At 48.2% G+C, this 15,546-nt stretch carries 16 protein-coding genes; 7 read left to right on the top strand and 9 right to left on the bottom strand.

The annotated features are described in order from the left end of the window. The 3 genes from CUS_RS19735 (at position 1) to CUS_RS04570 (ending at position 2,389) form a co-directional block, all read left to right on the top strand. On the top strand, positions 1-309 hold the full coding sequence (locus CUS_RS19735) for a hypothetical protein (RefSeq protein WP_037276563.1): 309 nt from the start codon (positions 1-3) through the stop codon (positions 307-309). A 63-nt stretch (positions 310-372) separates the two neighbouring features. Next, positions 373-1,806 carry an alanine/glycine:cation symporter family protein gene (locus tag CUS_RS04575; protein WP_002847882.1) on the top strand — a complete coding sequence of 478 codons (1,434 nt, stop codon included), beginning with the start codon at positions 373-375 and terminating at the stop codon, positions 1,804-1,806. A 121-nt stretch (positions 1,807-1,927) separates the two neighbouring features. Beyond that, positions 1,928-2,389 (top strand): chemotaxis protein CheW, encoded by a 462-nt coding sequence (locus CUS_RS04570; protein WP_002847932.1) that lies wholly within the window; start codon positions 1,928-1,930, stop codon positions 2,387-2,389. Between the two features lie 177 nt (positions 2,390-2,566). Here CUS_RS04570 and cysK read toward each other — a convergent pair whose 3' ends face one another. Both cysK and CUS_RS04560 read right to left on the bottom strand, forming a co-directional pair. Further along, positions 2,567-3,496 carry a cysteine synthase A gene (gene cysK, locus CUS_RS04565; protein WP_002847876.1) on the bottom strand — a complete coding sequence of 310 codons (930 nt, stop codon included), beginning with the start codon at positions 3,494-3,496 and terminating at the stop codon, positions 2,567-2,569. A gap of 260 nt (positions 3,497-3,756) precedes the next feature. Next, positions 3,757-4,914, bottom strand: a complete 1,158-nt coding sequence (locus tag CUS_RS04560) for a DHHW family protein (RefSeq protein ID WP_002847798.1) — start codon at positions 4,912-4,914, stop codon at positions 3,757-3,759. A 394-nt stretch (positions 4,915-5,308) separates the two neighbouring features. On the opposite strand from CUS_RS04560, the gene CUS_RS04555 reads away from it, so the two are divergent. Then, complete coding sequence (locus tag CUS_RS04555; protein WP_002847919.1) at positions 5,309-6,316, top strand: glycoside hydrolase family 130 protein; 1,008 nt, start codon at positions 5,309-5,311, stop codon at positions 6,314-6,316. A gap of 310 nt (positions 6,317-6,626) precedes the next feature. After that, the gene (locus CUS_RS04550; protein ID WP_002847884.1) at positions 6,627-8,318 is read left to right on the top strand and encodes a putative bifunctional diguanylate cyclase/phosphodiesterase; all 1,692 of its coding nucleotides are present in this window, start codon (positions 6,627-6,629) and stop codon (positions 8,316-8,318) included. A 105-nt stretch (positions 8,319-8,423) separates the two neighbouring features. On the opposite strand, the gene tsaD is transcribed toward CUS_RS04550, so the two are convergent. The 5 genes from tsaD to CUS_RS04525 all read right to left on the bottom strand — a co-directional run bounded on the left by tsaD (position 8,424) and on the right by CUS_RS04525 (position 12,069). Beyond that, the gene (gene tsaD, locus CUS_RS04545) at positions 8,424-9,440 is read right to left on the bottom strand and encodes a tRNA (adenosine(37)-N6)-threonylcarbamoyltransferase complex transferase subunit TsaD (RefSeq protein WP_002847961.1); all 1,017 of its coding nucleotides are present in this window, start codon (positions 9,438-9,440) and stop codon (positions 8,424-8,426) included. Positions 9,441-9,663: 223 nt separating this feature from the next. Beyond that, on the bottom strand, positions 9,664-10,137 hold the full coding sequence (locus CUS_RS04540) for a GNAT family N-acetyltransferase (RefSeq protein ID WP_002847805.1): 474 nt from the start codon (positions 10,135-10,137) through the stop codon (positions 9,664-9,666). Then, positions 10,134-10,508: a hypothetical protein gene (locus tag CUS_RS04535; RefSeq protein WP_002847843.1), complete on the bottom strand. Its 375-nt coding sequence runs from the start codon at positions 10,506-10,508 to the stop codon at positions 10,134-10,136. The genes CUS_RS04540 and CUS_RS04535 overlap by 4 nt, the downstream gene beginning before the upstream one ends. Before the next feature lie 12 nt (positions 10,509-10,520). Further along, complete coding sequence (locus CUS_RS04530) at positions 10,521-11,240, bottom strand: tRNA1(Val) (adenine(37)-N6)-methyltransferase (protein ID WP_002847762.1); 720 nt, start codon at positions 11,238-11,240, stop codon at positions 10,521-10,523. A 205-nt stretch (positions 11,241-11,445) separates the two neighbouring features. After that, positions 11,446-12,069, bottom strand: coding sequence for a GNAT family N-acetyltransferase (locus tag CUS_RS04525; RefSeq protein WP_002847978.1), 624 nt, complete (start codon positions 12,067-12,069; stop codon positions 11,446-11,448). A gap of 265 nt (positions 12,070-12,334) precedes the next feature. Here CUS_RS04525 and CUS_RS04520 point away from each other — a divergent pair, with 265 nt between their 5' ends. Beyond that, complete coding sequence (locus CUS_RS04520; protein ID WP_002847833.1) at positions 12,335-12,907, top strand: hypothetical protein; 573 nt, start codon at positions 12,335-12,337, stop codon at positions 12,905-12,907. A gap of 179 nt (positions 12,908-13,086) precedes the next feature. Here CUS_RS04520 and CUS_RS04515 read toward each other — a convergent pair whose 3' ends face one another. Both CUS_RS04515 and CUS_RS04510 read right to left on the bottom strand, forming a co-directional pair. Beyond that, a complete protein-coding gene (locus tag CUS_RS04515; protein WP_002847775.1) occupies positions 13,087-14,331 on the bottom strand; it encodes a homoserine dehydrogenase in 1,245 nt (414 codons plus the stop codon). A 94-nt stretch (positions 14,332-14,425) separates the two neighbouring features. Continuing rightward, complete coding sequence (locus CUS_RS04510; RefSeq protein ID WP_002847970.1) at positions 14,426-14,872, bottom strand: ACT domain-containing protein; 447 nt, start codon at positions 14,870-14,872, stop codon at positions 14,426-14,428. Positions 14,873-15,237: 365 nt separating this feature from the next. On the opposite strand from CUS_RS04510, the gene CUS_RS04505 reads away from it, so the two are divergent. Continuing rightward, positions 15,238-15,543 carry a hypothetical protein gene (locus CUS_RS04505; protein WP_002847830.1) on the top strand — a complete coding sequence of 102 codons (306 nt, stop codon included), beginning with the start codon at positions 15,238-15,240 and terminating at the stop codon, positions 15,541-15,543. Positions 15,544-15,546: the final 3 nt, after the last annotated feature.

Here is a 15,546-nt window from a genome sequence, read left to right as displayed (position 1 = left end):
TTGGAACATTTTTCTTACACTGCTGATGGCGGGGCTTCCCCCGACAATGTCGGGGGAAGAAGATGTTTTGTAAAAGTTACTGAATACAGAATGAACGATCTGATATTTATAGCAATCCGCCTTAAAATTCAGACAAAATCCAGTCACAAAATCCATAGATCCGAGCTTTTGCGACTGGATTTTGTGAATTTAAATAGTTGGATTGCTATAGTGGTTATCACGCTGACACACCACAAAAACAGCGGTTTTACAGAACTTAAGGTGGTCGTTGTATATCTTTCCCCCGCATGCGGCGGGGGAAAGATATGAGGCGTGCAAAAGGGACAGCCATTTGATGCTTTATACTACAGACATGATACGATGGGGTAATTTATGGAAAAATTCAACGAACTGATACGCGATATTGACGGATATGTATGGGGTCTGCCGCTGATACTGCTGATAATCGCCTGCGGGCTGATACTGACTGTGAGGGTCGGGCTTTTGCAGGTGAGGAAGCTGGGTCTGGCGATCAAATACATGTTCAAGGACGAAGAGGGCGAAAGCGGCGAAGTTTCCAGCTTTCAGGCGTTATGCACCGCGCTTTCCGCGACGGTGGGCACAGGCAACATAGTCGGTGTGGCTACGGCGCTTTGCGCAGGCGGCGCAGGTGCGCTTTTCTGGATGGAAGTTGCGGCATTTTTGGGCATGGCGACTAAGTATGCTGAGGGTCTGCTGGCGATAAAATTCCGCCGAAAGGACAAACACGGCAGTATGCTAGGCGGTCCGTTCTATTACATAGAGAGCGGTCTTGGAGAAAAGTGGAAGTGGCTGGGCAAGCTGTTCGCACTGTTCGGACTGCTGGCGGGTCTGATGGGTATAGGCACCATCACCCAGATAAACGGCATAACCTCAGCGGCAAACAATTTCTTTGACCCCCAAAATGCCCATACAGTCAGCATTTTCGGTGCGGATTACACTTACACTACCATAATAGCGGGACTGATAATAACAGTTCTTGCGGCTCTGATAATCATAGGCGGCATCAAGAGGATAGCCACCGTTTCCGAGATAGTCGTGCCTGCGATGATACTCATTTATGTGGGAAGCTGTCTGATAATAATTTTCACGAACATCACCGAGATACCTGCGGCTGTTGTGCAGATAGTAAAGGGAGCGTTCGGGTTAAGACCGATGGCAGGCGGCGCGGCAGGATTTGCTGTAATGAAGATGGCGATGAGAAGCGGTGTTGCAAGGGGCATTTTCTCCAACGAAGCGGGACTTGGTTCGGCACCCATCGCGGCGGCAGCGGCAAGGACGAAAGAACCTGTCAGACAGGGTCTTGTCACCATGACAGGTACATTCATCGACACGATGCTGGTATGCACCATGACAGGTCTTTCGATAGTCATGGCGGGCAGTCACGAAAAGGGACTGGAGGGCGTTGCAGTAACGACTGACGCTTTCAAGGTGGGTCTTCCGTTCCCCGAAAAAGTTTCGGCATTTATGCTGATGTGCTGTCTGGCGGTGTTCGCATTCACTACCATACTGGGCTGGAACTATTATTCCGAGAGATGTCTGTCATATCTGACAGGGTCACACAAGAAGATAACTTCGGTATACAAGTGGGTGTACATCGGATTTGTTTTTATAGGACCGTATCTGACTGTCGAGGCGGTGTGGAATCTGGCTGACATTTTCAATGGTCTGATGGCTTTGCCGAACATTGTTGCACTGGTATGTCTTTCGGGGACTGTTGCGAGTGAAACGAAAGATTATTTCAGGCGGCTGAAAGGTGAAGAAACTCAGCAGGAAAAAGCAGGATAGGATAATAAGATAAAACTGCACAGTCGGCAAAGACTGCGCAGTTTTTTTATTGCCTGACGGCACTTGCACTTGTCAGAAAAATGTGCTATAATAAACAAAAAACAAGCAGGGGGCGGAACGTATGCAGGACAGCGATAACAAATATCTGATATTTCCCGTAGATGATAAGGTCTATGCCATAAGTTTTTCTGACGTAAAACTGATAATAGCCAATGAGTACGCGAGGAAGATACCTGATTTCCCCGATTATGTCAAAGGCACCATAGTTAACGAGGGCAGGACCGTAACGGTCATAGACCTGCGTGTGCGTTTCGGCTGTGTGCCTAAGCCCGAAACGGGGCGCGAATGTATAATGCTGTGTGACTGCGAGAAAAGTCTGGGGCTTTTGTGCGACAGCATCACAGGCTTTGTCGAGGTGCGCCCCGAAGAAATACAGCCGCCGCCCGATGTCAATGAACAGGTAAATGCCCGCTTCATCAGCGGGACCTTCCTGCACGAGGGTCAGCCATGCTACATCATACGCCCCGAACTTGTCATACGACCCGATGATGAAGAGAAGTTTGCTTCTCTTACCGAAGAATAGCTATATTTAGGCAAAACAAGACCGCCCGGCATATGTTTGTCGGACGGTCTTTCATATGATTGAAAGGCAGATCGCTATATTTTATAGCATTTATTTCTGCATTCAGCGCTTGCAGACACTTTGATCTTTGTGGCTGTGAGCGCTGAATGTCCTGAAATTAATGTCGTTTACTATATATCAGTCAAACAGTGCAGTAGACAGATATCTCTCGCCTGTGTCGGGGAGAAGTGCAACTATCACCTTGCCTGCATTTTCGGGACGCTTGGAAAGTTCAGCAGCCGCATGCAGTGCCGCGCCCGAAGAGATGCCAACCAGTATGCCTTCGGTCTTGGCAAACTTGTTGCCTGCCGCAAAAGCATCTGCGTTCTCTACTGCGAAAACTTCGTCATATACCTTAGTGTCAAGCACATCAGGCACAAAGCCTGCACCGATACCCTGTATCTTGTGCGCACCCGACTTGCCCTGTGAAAGGACGGGCGAAGATGCAGGTTCAACTGCAACTACCTTTACATCGGGGTTCTTGGACTTAAGATACTGACCAACACCTGTGATGGTGCCGCCTGTGCCGATACCTGCTACGAAGATATCTACCTTGCCGTCAGTGTCGTCCCATATCTCAGGACCTGTTGTAGCAAGATGAACAGCAGGGTTTGCAGGGTTCACGAACTGACCGAGTATTACAGAATTCTCTATCTCCTGCTTGAGTTCTTCAGCCTTCTTGATAGAACCTGTCATGCCCTTTGAACCTTCGGTCAGCACTATCTCAGCGCCGTATGCCTTGAGCAGGTTTCTTCTCTCAACGCTCATGGTTTCTGGCATGGTGAGTATTACCTTATAGCCCTTAGATACGCCTACAGCCGCCAGACCGATACCTGTGTTGCCCGATGTCGGCTCGATGATCGTAGCACCCTTTTTCAGCACGCCGCTCTTCTCCGCATCTTCGATAAGGCTGAGGGCAACTCTGTCCTTTACACTGCCTGCGGGGTTGAAGTACTCCAGCTTTGCAAGTATATTGCTGCCTGCGCCCACTGCCTTAGAAAATCTTTCAGCCTCTACAATAGGTGTGTTGCCGATAAGTTCGCCAATGTTCTTATAGATCTTTGCCATGATGAATAACTTCCTTTCGATATTAAATATTGTATCGTGTGCGGTTTTTTATACCGCTTCGTTTACTGTGATTAGAGTATATCACATTATTCCTACTATGTCAATAGGTTAAATAGTGATTTTTACCCTTTGCACAACAAACACCTCCGCGCTTTGGTCATATACAGCAGTTTTAACTAACAATTCCTATTGGTATACTAGGATAACTAATGAGTGTGCGTGAAAAAAGTGCGCAGTCGGGCTGACTGCGCACTTATGGGTCACTTGTACATGTTGTTTTCGATAAGTTCTATTTTGTCATAGCTGCTTGAAGATGCTGCGCCGAGTGCGAAAAGGACATCTGTTGCGCCGACATCGTGGGCGAAGCTGACTGAGTTTATATCGAAAAATCTGTTGTCACAGAGGTATATTTTCTTGAACGATGACGTCAGGAAAGGCACCAGTGCGTTGCCGTAGCTGTCTTTGAATATGACAAGCACACGGTCGTTGGGGGCATCGGTGTCTATTTCCAGAATGGTGTCATCTGTTCCGACGAATACTGTGTAGCTTGAAGAAAGGTCGTTATCCTCAAAGAACAGCTGACCCTCGTAGCCATCGCTGAAATAGGTATCGTGGAAGACAACGCCCAGCTTATCGAGGTTTGCGGGCTTGTAGTAGGTGAAAGTGTCGGGATATTCTTCAAGCGGGTAGATATCGTTCAACGAGTAGAACGCACCGAGATAGCCCTCGCGCTCGACCTCTTCATAGCTTTCAAAGTCGGCAAAATCCACACCCGACTGTTCGGCATAAACTTTAGCCGCGTAGTAGGCGGCAAGGGGCTGCCAGTGGTAGTCGGTGCGGGAGTAGATGTATTCAGCCTTGTGCTCTTCAAGTACGGAATTTATAGGCACGCCGATGCCCGAAGTCATCATGCCATAGACTTCATCGGCGCATTCTTTCTGGTCGGGGTAGCTGTCTTTCAGTTCGGCGGGGGTGTAAAATTCCTGTGAGGTGGGTATCAGCATCAGCGAGGTGTTGACATTTGCGCCGACGCTTTCAGCGAAGACATCGATGCAGTCGGCAAGGTATCTGCCGTTTTCGGGACTGTAGTAGAATTCTTCCATCGCCCGCACCTGCGGTGTGCCGGAATATGCGAGGATACAGCCGTTCATAAATTCGTATGAGCTCTCAGCGGGCGGCTCGGTGGTGGTGACAGGCAGCGTTGTTGTGGTGGGAGTAGTTGTTGTGACGGCGACCGTTTCGGAAGTGGTTGTCACGACATCGGCGGGGGATTCGGTTGGCGGTGGAGCGGTCTGAGTACCCGATGTGGCATCACTGCTGACGGTACTGCGGATATCGCTGTTGTCAGCGATGGTATTGCCGCAGGAAGAAAACATCAGAGCGGCGGCGAGGGTAACGAGGGTGAATTTTTTATTCATCGGTATTCTCCTTTATATATATCATTCTGCGGTGCAGAAACGGAAATCCGTAATTATGGTCAAAATTTGATGCGCACAAAGTAAAAATGCACATCAGACGATAAGTGCAAAAGAAAAGCGGCGCTGTATACAAATGTGTCAGCGCGAAAGTTCCGTTTTGGTTAATATATTTGCATAGTACAATAATAAACCATTCTTCATAAGGCGCAAATTGTAAAAAAAATATTAACTTTTCGGAAGTATACGTTTTCATTCAGGGTTAATCGTTTTCTTGACATGGTCGGGGGCTTGCAAAATGCGCAATAATTGTGTATAATAAATCCATGATGACCGCACGTATCTTTCGTGTGGCAACTATATGATATGAAATATAAACGAAAGGTGGATCATTATTATGAAAACACAGGTAATCAATGGCGTTTCTCTGCCGAATATCCCCTGGCAGGACAAGCCCGCAGACTGCAAGGACGTTATCTGGAGATATGATGCTAACCCCATTATACCCAGAGATCTTCTGCCTACATCGAATTCTATCTTCAACAGTGCTGTAGTTCCCTTTGAAAGCGACAAGGGTCACTTCGCAGGCGTTTTCCGTGTTGATGACAAGGTCAGGAACATGGAACTGCACGCAGGCTTCTCTGAGGACGGCATACACTGGAACATCGAGCCTGACAGGATAGTTTTTGAGCAGGCTGAAAAGTCTACTGAGGAAGTTAACCAGTGGGGTTACGGTTATGACCCCAGAGTTTGCTTCATCGAGGACAGGTTCTGGGTGACCTGGTGCAACGCTTACGGCTGGAAGCCCACCATCGGTGTTGCCTACACCTTCGATTTCAAGAAGTTCTATCAGTGTGAGAACGCTTTCCTGCCTTTCAACAGAAACGGCGTACTGTTCCCAAGAAAGATAAACGACAAGTTCGTTATGTTCTCAAGACCTTCTGACAGCGGTCATACTCCTTTCGGTGATATGTATATCTCGCAGTCACCTGATATGAAGTACTGGGGCGAACACAGACACGTTATGGGACCCCTTAAGGCGTGGGAATCCAAGAAGATAGGCGCAGGTCCTATCCCGATAGAAACAAGCGAAGGCTGGCTGTGCTTCTATCATGGTGTTCTGGAGAGCTGCAACGGCTTCGTTTACAGCTTCTCGGCTTGCATACTCGACAAGGACGAGCCTTGGAAGGTAAAGTACAGATGTGCTGAGTACCTGCTGAGCCCTCAGAAGATATACGAGTGCGTTGGCGATGTACAGAACGTTACATTCCCCTGCGCTACTCTGGTCGATGCTGACACAGGCAGGATAGCTATCTACTACGGCTGTGCTGATACCTGCGTAAGCATGGCATTCACCACCGTTGACGATGTTGTTGATTACGTAAAGAATCATTCTTCCGTTTGATAGTATGATACTGATGCCCCGCGCTGAATGCGCGGGGTATTTTTTGCAGGTATATCTTCCCCGCAGAATATGATACCATATATTTGGCGATTTTGTCAATGGCTTTAGCCTGTGATTGTGCAAATGGTATAATAAACGTTTTCAAGATGAATAATTGATTGAATTTGTAAGATAATGTATCTAAATTATAATTATTTTGCTATTTTATCAGAATAATGCTTGAAATTTAAGTGAAAAAGTGATATAATATACATTAGAAACAAGTCGCTTCATGCGTTTACAGGAAAAGATATAGAATTGGGGAATAACTATGAAAGAGGATAAACTGTCGCGGTATTACGTTTTGCTGGAAGAATTGAATGAAGCTGTCACATCAGAGGCGGGCTTTGATATTGAGAGTATCACAAGTGCGCTGGCGGGGCTTTGCGGGCTTTTTAATATATCTAAGGGCGTTACGGAATATTACAAGTCCATATCATATGAACAGGTCGGCAAGGGTGACCGCTTTATCTGTTTTGACAGTGGTGAGGAAGGAACTGTCCTCATGGAGAAGCGTGTGGTCACCAAAAATATGGCGGTGGCTAAGTGTACGGTATATCAGGCTGAGGGTGCATGCCCGCTTGAAGAGGACGAGCGCAAAAAGGTAGACCTTATCATGCGCATAGTACTCCGCGTTATAATCCACAACAATTTGCAGGATATCGTTGAGCAGATGACATTCTATGACGAATCGGGTTACCCGAATCTGCGCAGTTTTACCAGATATCTCGAAAAGCACGCTGAGAACAACAGGCTTTACGGCTACACTGCGGTGCATTTCAACCTGCGGCATTTTACACTGATAAATCAGGAGATAGGCAGGACGAGCGGTGATATCGCCATGAAGAACTATTTCAATGAGATAGGGAAGCTGGTGGGCGATGACGGCATAGTCTGCCGCGTGGGCGGTGACAACTTCGTGTGCATGTTCGCTTCTGAAAGGATAGCGCCTATACTGGAGGTCATGAAAAGTGCGCCTGTCGCCTACGATGTCGGGGGCGAGAAGCGGGTGATGGTATCTTCGAGCGCAGGGGTTTTTGTGATACCCGATGACTTTGTGTACCGCAATCTCGGTGATGTGATGGACAAGGTGCTGACATGTTCGCGGGCGGCGAGAGAAGGCGGTCAGGAGAGCATAGTGTACTTTAACAGCAGAATGGTAGAGGGCAAGGAAAAGGTCATGCGGGTACAGCAGCTTTTCCCGAAAGCGTTGGAAAACGGCGAGTTCAAGGTATTCTATCAGCCTAAGATCGACATTGAAACAGGTGAGCTGGCGGGTGCTGAAGCGCTCTGCCGCTGGATAAGGGACGGCAGGATAGTCCCGCCGATGGAGTTCATACCTATACTGGAGCAGAACACAGACATCTGCAAGCTGGATTTCCACATGCTGGATATGGTCTGCAAGGATATCAAGCGGTGGCTGGCTGAGGGCAGAAATGTGGTAAGGGTATCGGTTAACCTTTCGCGCAAGCACATGATGGATGTTGACCTGCTGGAACACATATTGCGGATAATCGATGAGAACGAAGTACCTCACAAGTACATAGAGATAGAACTGACGGAAACTACCACAGATGTTGAGTTCAAAGACCTCAAGCGAGTCGTGAACGGTTTGCAGATGGCGGGCATATATACTTCGGTGGACGATTTCGGAATGGGTTATTCATCGCTGAAGCTGATACGTGAGATACCCTGGAACGTGCTGAAAGTTGACAAGAGTTTCCTGCCTGTTGATGATGACAGCGCCGAGAGTACAAGGACGATAATGTTCAAGTATGTGGTGGCTATGGCTAAGGCGCTGGGTCTTGAAACGATAGCGGAGGGCGTTGAAACAGAGCATCAGGTAGATGTGCTGAGGGATAACAGGTGTTCATTCGCACAGGGCTTTTTGTTTGACAAACCTCTGCCGCTGAACGAGTTTGAGGACAGGCTGACAAAACACAAGTACGAAATGAACAAATGACACAAAGAAGTTCCGCAAGGGTAAATGGAGCGATGTTATTCGCAGTCGGATAACGCAGGAAAGGACTGACAACAGCTGTCAGTCCTTTCTTCATTGGCAAGTATTTTATTCGGAAATTGCGTCAAGCGAAAGTGTGGCTATGCCGTTAAGACTTTCGTCTGCGCGTTTGCCTGCAAGGAAATCGTAATAGCCCTGACAGGATATCATCGCGCCGTTGTCGCCGCAGTATTTGAGGTCGGGCATGTAGACTTTATAGCCGCGCTTTTCACACTCGCTCTGTAAAAGGGTGCGCACGCCCGAATTGGCAGAAACTCCGCCTGCAAGACCGATGGTGGTGTATCCTAAGTCTTTGGCGGCAAGCAGAGTCTTTTCCACCAGCGTTTTTGCTACGGTGGACTGGAATGAAGCCGCCATGCCCTCGCGGTCTATCTCTTCGCCTTTCTGCTGTGCGTTGTGGACGAGGTTGATAACTGCGGTCTTAAGTCCCGAAAAGCTGAAATCATACTCACTGCCCGTTACGCGGGGCTTGGGGAGGGTATATGCTTTGGGGTCGCCCAGTTTTGCGGCGGCATCAATGAATTTTCCGCCCGGATATTCATAGCCCAGTGTGCGGGCGACTTTATCGAAGCATTCGCCTGCGGCATCATCGCGCGTTCTGCCGACAACGTGGTAGTGGGTGTAGTCTTTGACCTCAACTATGTGAGAATGCCCGCCCGATGCCACAAGGCAGAGGTAAGGCGGTTCAAGGTCGGGGTGGGATATGTAGTTCGAGGCTATATGCCCTGCGATATGGTGAACGGGCACAAGGGGCTTTTTTGCGCTCATCGCAAGGCCTTTTGCGAAGCTGACACCCACCAGCAGTGCGCCTATCAGTCCCGGTGCGTATGTGACAGCCACCGCATCGATGTCGTCCATAGTGCAGTGTGCTTCTTCCAGTGCCGCTTTTGCCACCCATGAGATATTCTCGGCGTGGCGGCGGGAAGCTATCTCAGGCACGACACCGCCGTAAAGCCTGTGTTCGTCTATCTGTGAAGCCACTATGTTTGACAGCACCGTTCTGCCGTTTTCAGTGACGGATATGGCTGTTTCGTCACAACTGCTTTCAATTCCCAATATTTTCATGCGATCATCTCCTAAGTAAGATCATGGTTTGCGATAATTGGTCATCTCTTTGATACACCTATAACAAGGAACATTACCGAGATGTTTTCTTTCCCTCGCCTGCGGCTGGGGAAAGAAAAGCGCCAACTATATTCAATTACCGATAATTATGACTATCCCTTTAGCACACCAACTAAAAATGCGGTGAACAAAAGGATAATTGAGCGGTGTATTGAGGTGAAGTTCACAGTCTGCACAGCATGATGAACTCTTCATCGTTTTCACCGACTGTTTCAAAGCCGACTTTGCGGTACATCTTGACGGCGTAGTTGGCTTTCTGTACTGCGAGGGAAGCCTGTGCAAATCCCGCATTTTTAAGTTCTTCAAGCATTTTTGACATAAGCGCTGTGCCTATCCCCCGACTGCGGTACTCTTTATAGAGCGATATGGCGAAAGACGGGGTGTTATCATCAATATGTCCGTAGTCCTCCATGATGCGCACCCACACAGCGCCGACCACTTTGCCGTCAGCTTCGGCACAGAGGGCGATGTCGGCGGGCTTTTTCCCGAAATCTTTTATATAGAGTTGTAACTCAGGCTGTTTTACTATCTCGCGCGGCGGCGGTGATACCCCATCGGGGATAAAGATGGCGTTGTAGAGGAAGTCCTCTAAAAGCGGGTATTCTGCGGGGGCGAGGTGTCTTATGGTGTACTTCATTCTGTTACTGTGTGGTAATAGCCGTCGCCGTCATCGACTGCATAGAACTGTTTGCCGATGATGGTGAGCAGTTTTTCTATATCTGCGATATTGCCTGATGCAAATTCCTGATAGCAGGTGACTTCACTTTCTGCGTTGAGGTCATCGTAGAAATCCGACACCCAGACCATATAGGAATCCAGCAGGTCTTCAAACGGGGTCTGCGAGATGTCCTGCGGACAGTCCTCTTCCTCACCGAAGCGGGTGTTATCCATCTCAAAGGTCAGCGAAGTTACATAGTCGCCGCCTGCATTTTTGTAAATGCCCTGCCCTGCCTTTTCGTAATCGGCGGTGTTATATTTTTCGGGGGTATAGAGTTTAAAGTTTTTCATTCTCGTTTATCCTCACGTTTCATCAAGGTGATAGATGCGGTTCATCTCAGGTGAAAGCCCGCCGTCAGCCGAACGCACGTAAAGCGGCTTTTCTATCTGCAAAAAATTCCTGCCGCCCTTGCGCCCCTCGACAAGTATCAGCCAGGGCGGGCAGTTCGGGTTTTTGTGGACTGTGCGCAGGCGTTTGGGTTCTATGCCGTTTGCACGCATGGCGGTCATTATATCGCAGAGGCGTTCGGGGCGGTTGCAAAGGCAAAGTCTGCCGCCGAATTTCAGACTGCGCTTTGCGGCGGCGCAAACATCGTCCACCGTACACATCATTTCATGTCGGGCGATGGACACCGCTTCGCTGTCATTTTTTTCGCCTGTGTTGTTTATTTTATAGGGCGGGTTGCAGGTTATCAGGTCGAGTTCTTTTTCGGCGCGCCAGTCTTTCAAGTCGCCCAGTACGGGGATAATGCTGTCTATCTTCGAGCGTTCCAGCGAAACTTTCAGCTGGTCGTGGGCTTTTTCCTGTATCTCCAGCGCGTAGGTGAGTTTCGGCTTGAAATTTTTATATAACAGCATGGCTATGATGCCGCTGCCTGTGCAGAAGTCGGCACACAGGTCTTTGCGTCTTGCCTGCGAGAAATCCGCCAGCAGAAAAGCGTCAGTGCCGAAGCGGTGTTCCTCAGATATACATATCTCTATGCCGTCGCCCAGCGATTCAAAGGTGAAGTCGGTATATTCCATCATATCGTCCTTTCATCATGCTTTGGTATGTTCCGCAGAAAAAGAGTGTTGTCGGAATTGATTATACCACGATTTCCCGCACTTGTCAATTATAGTAAACGACCACAGATACAATGAGAGAAGTATCTTCGAGCGGTCTATGTGAAATTTTAATTGTCGTTTACTATAAAGACCCGATGGCGGCATGCACCATCGGGTCTGTTTGTTATCCGAATATCTGTCCTGCGAGTTTCAGCTTTTGCTTTGGCGGAAAGATCTTGTCGAACTCTTCCACCTCGTCATCGGGGACATAGTACCCCTGCGGTGTCTGATACACGCCTGTAACGCCGTCAAGATAGCCCTCTTTCAATTCTTTGCAGAGGAAGAATGACTGATCTGCGCCATCGGGCAGGTCATGGTAGCGTATGCCGAATTTCTCGGCATAGTCAAAACCGCTTTTGCCGTAGAAGTTTATATTGCCCTCGAACAGCACTGCGCCGAAGCCCATACTGCGGGCTTTTTCAACGGTGAAGTCCAGCAGTTTCCTGCCAAGACCCGTGTGCTGTAAATCGGGGGTTATGCAGATGGGACCCATCGTAAGCACATCGACAACTCTGCCGTCATCGGCGTTTATCACTGTTCTGACAAAGATGTTCTGCCCGATAAGTCTGCCGTTTTGCACCATCACGAAGTTGAGTTCTTTCACGAAAGCGGGGTCATCACGCAGGACATGCAGTACATAATGCTCACTGCACCCCGGCTTATAGACGTTCCAGAATGCTTCGCGTACAAGAAACTCGTTCTCTCTGCGGTCGTTTTCGGTCTCAAGGCGTATTATAAAATTATCCATAGTTATTTCCTCCCGTTCAAACGTTAAACAATGCGTTTTTGGATCGGGAGATCGGGGTGTTGACAGCTGATCTCCCGATCAGTCTGCTATCTCCGTTCTAGTAAGTTTCAAACAATTAACTCCTTACAATTATATTATATGACCCCGCACCGCATCAGCGGGAGGTCACTATAATGATAACACGTTATTCCGTCTTTGTCAATACAAATCTTGACAAATCTTCAGCGCAGTGGTATACTGTACGCATAAAATGTGAGGTGTGAACATGGCGAGCAGAAGAAAGAAAAAAGAAAGGCAGAAGCTGGAAGCTCAGAGGCAGGAGCTGGAAGCTAAGAAAAAGAAGAGAGCGAAGCTGGCAATACGCATTATTTTGGCGTTTTTGGTGATAGTTGACCTTGTGCTTGCGGGAGCGGGTATAAACTATCTGAAAACGGAATACGAACTAAAGAAAAAATGTACAGCCGAAGCTGTGGGCTATGTGACTGATGTAAAAGTGACCACGAGAACGAGCAGGTCAAGAAGAGGCAGACCGACAACAGTCAGGACATATCACACTTATATAGAGGTAAATGACAGCAAGTGTCCTGTACATGAAATATATATCGAAAAGGACGGCTTTAAAGAAGGCGGGAACGTAAAGGTATACTACGACCCCGACGGTTACAGTTACTATGTTGAGGGGGGACCCAAAGACAAGATAATTATTGGCAGTGTGCTGACGGCACTGGGGGTGCTGATGCTGGTGTTTAAGGGGTGGCTGGTCTATATTTTGCGGGACAGGAAAAAGCCCGAAGATAAGAAAGACAATGCAGGTGAGAAAGACAAGCAGTCCATATAAAGAAAACCAATTTGGTTGTGTATTGTTCCCCCGCCGAAGGCGGGGGAACAATACGAAAGAACAGCCATTTTGTATCATCAGCAATACACATCAAAACTGGGATTATAAAGAAAACGAACGGTAAGTAAAAAAGCCGCAGAACGCTGTGTTCTGCGGCTTGTATCATTATATCGGATATATCAGAACATTCTGATCTTGCTTGCTATCTCGGCAGACTTGGAAAGAGTTTCCAGATTAGCATCTATATCGCTCTCGACCATATTTGGAGTGATGAAAGCGAGTTCATCATCGGGACGGTTGGTGCGCTCGATATACATCAGCTTGCCGAACATCTCGGAGATGGAAGGCTTGAGTTCCTGAACGTTTTCGCCCTTAAGACGAACATACATGGAGCAGTTGGTGTCCTTGTATCTTACAACGAACTTCTCGTCCTTCTTGGACTCTTCCCAGTGGATGCCCAGCGATCTGCCCTGATGTCTGAGGCAGTCGATGATGTCACCGACAACAGCCGAAGCGGTAGGCAGTTTGCCTGCGCCCTGACCGTAGAACAGTACATCGCCCACGCCGTCACCTGTTACGCTGACTGCATTGTAAACATCGTCAACGCTTGCCAGCATATTGCTCTTGGGAACGAGTCTTGGGCAAACGATAGCGCTGAGACTGTTATCTTCAAGTCTTTTTACAGAAGCGATCAGCTTGATGACATAGCCTGCGTTTGCGGCGTACTCAACATCATCGAGGGTGATGCGGGTGATGCCCGACTTATGTACCATTTCGGGGTAGATGTGTTTGCCGTATACCAGTGAACCCAGTATGCAGATCTTGCGGCATGCGTCCTCGCCCTCAACATCGGCAGTGGGGTCGGCTTCGGCATAGCCCAGCTGCTGAGCCAGTTTCAGCGCGTCCTCAAAAGACATCTGATCCTTTATCATCTTGGAGAGAATGAAGTTGGTAGTACCGTTGAGGATACCCGATATCTGCTGTATCTCGTTGCCTGCCAGACACTTGTAAAGCGGTCTGATTATCGGTATACCGCCGCCTACGCTTGCTTCAAACAGGTAGCTGCAGCCGTTATCCTGTGCCAGCTGTAACAGCTCGGCGCCGTAAGCCGCAACAAGTGCCTTGTTGGAAGTTACCACGCTCTTGCCCTTTGCAAGCAGCTTCTTGGTGTATTCATATGCGAAAGTTGTGCCGCCTACTACCTCTGCTACAACTTCTATCTCATCATCGTTCAGAATGGTATCGAAGTCGTGTATGATGCGGTCGGCAAAAGGCGACTCAGGGAAATCCCTCAGGTCGAGAATGTACTTGATATCGCATTCTCTGCCTATCTTTTTGTTGATGGCATCTCTGTTCTTCATAAACAGCTCGACAGTACCCGAGCCTACCACACCATAACCGATGACTGCTACATTCTTGCTCATAAATTATCCTCTTCCCATTGTATTTTTGACCGAACCCGGTCGGTCAGAACGGTTTGTATTTATTTGCCCCGCGCCGTATGCGCAGGAAATTTTCTCACTCGCCTGAGATTATCTTCGCTTCCACCACGCCTGCGACCTTTGAAAGCTCCTCAGTGAGCCGCTGAGTGTTGAGCGCATCTCTGTCGAACCTGACCGAAAATGTCACCGTTGCCACTGAGTCAACAGGGATATTCTGGTTTATCGTCAGTATATTCGTGCCAAGTTCATACAGCTTTGAGATTATTGATGAAAGCACACCCTTTTCATCACGCAGGGTGCAGTAGACTGACACGATGTTGTTGGTCAGCCTTTCCTCGTAATTGAAAACCGAGTCTTTATATTTATAATACGCGCTCCTCGATATGCCCACTGCCCTGCACGCTTCGGTAGAGGTAGATACCTCGCCCCTTGCACGCATGCGCTTTGCGGCAAGCACTTTTAGCACTATGTCAGGCAGTACATCTGCACTGACTATCACCAGACCCGAGTCGTTTTCTGCCACGAAAAGTTCACCTCCGGCAAACAAGTGTATTCACAACACATACAACTATACCACTTTTTTTTTCGTTTGTCAAGCGCCGTATGTTAATTTAAAGTTAACGTCAGGGTCAGATAACAGTGCTTTTAAACAATAATTGCGGCTGTTTTGAGGCGTATATAAAGACGATTCTGGTAAATATCAACGAAATTAATCGGCACTTAAGTTAGCAATTGTTAAAAGCGTGGAAAAGGTCAGGCTTTGCTTGAATTTTATTCAAAAAAGTTGTAAAATGAATTTGTGTTTCGGACAGAGTGCTTTTTTGCATCAGTGCAGTAAAGCGTTCTGCATGATAAACAGAAATGATAGCCGAAAGGAGAGCGATCGGTTTGGATATAATCAGCGAGATACTGGAAACTGACAGACTTGCCGAAGAAAAGCTGGAAGCAGCTATGGAAAAGCGCGGCGAGATGGAACTTTCCTGCGATTTTGAAGTCGGTGAGATACGCATGCGAGCCGAAGCAGAAGCGGAAGAATACCGCAGAAAAAAGCTGGAAGAATGCGGCGCGGCAAACAATGCAGGCGCGCTGAAAGAGAGCGAGCAGGCGCAGCTGAAAGCGCTGAGCGAGGCTTTTGAGAAGAACCACGAAAAGTGGGAAAACGACATAGTCGCCGCGATAACGGGTCAAGGGTAGTGC

Origin of the sequence: Hominimerdicola alba 8, from assembly GCF_000178155.2 — a bacterium.
Classification (GTDB): Bacteria; Bacillota; Clostridia; order Oscillospirales; family Ruminococcaceae; genus Hominimerdicola; species Hominimerdicola alba_C.
Note: the sequence above shows the minus strand (reverse complement) of the source record. Positions and strands in the feature narration are given on the sequence as shown.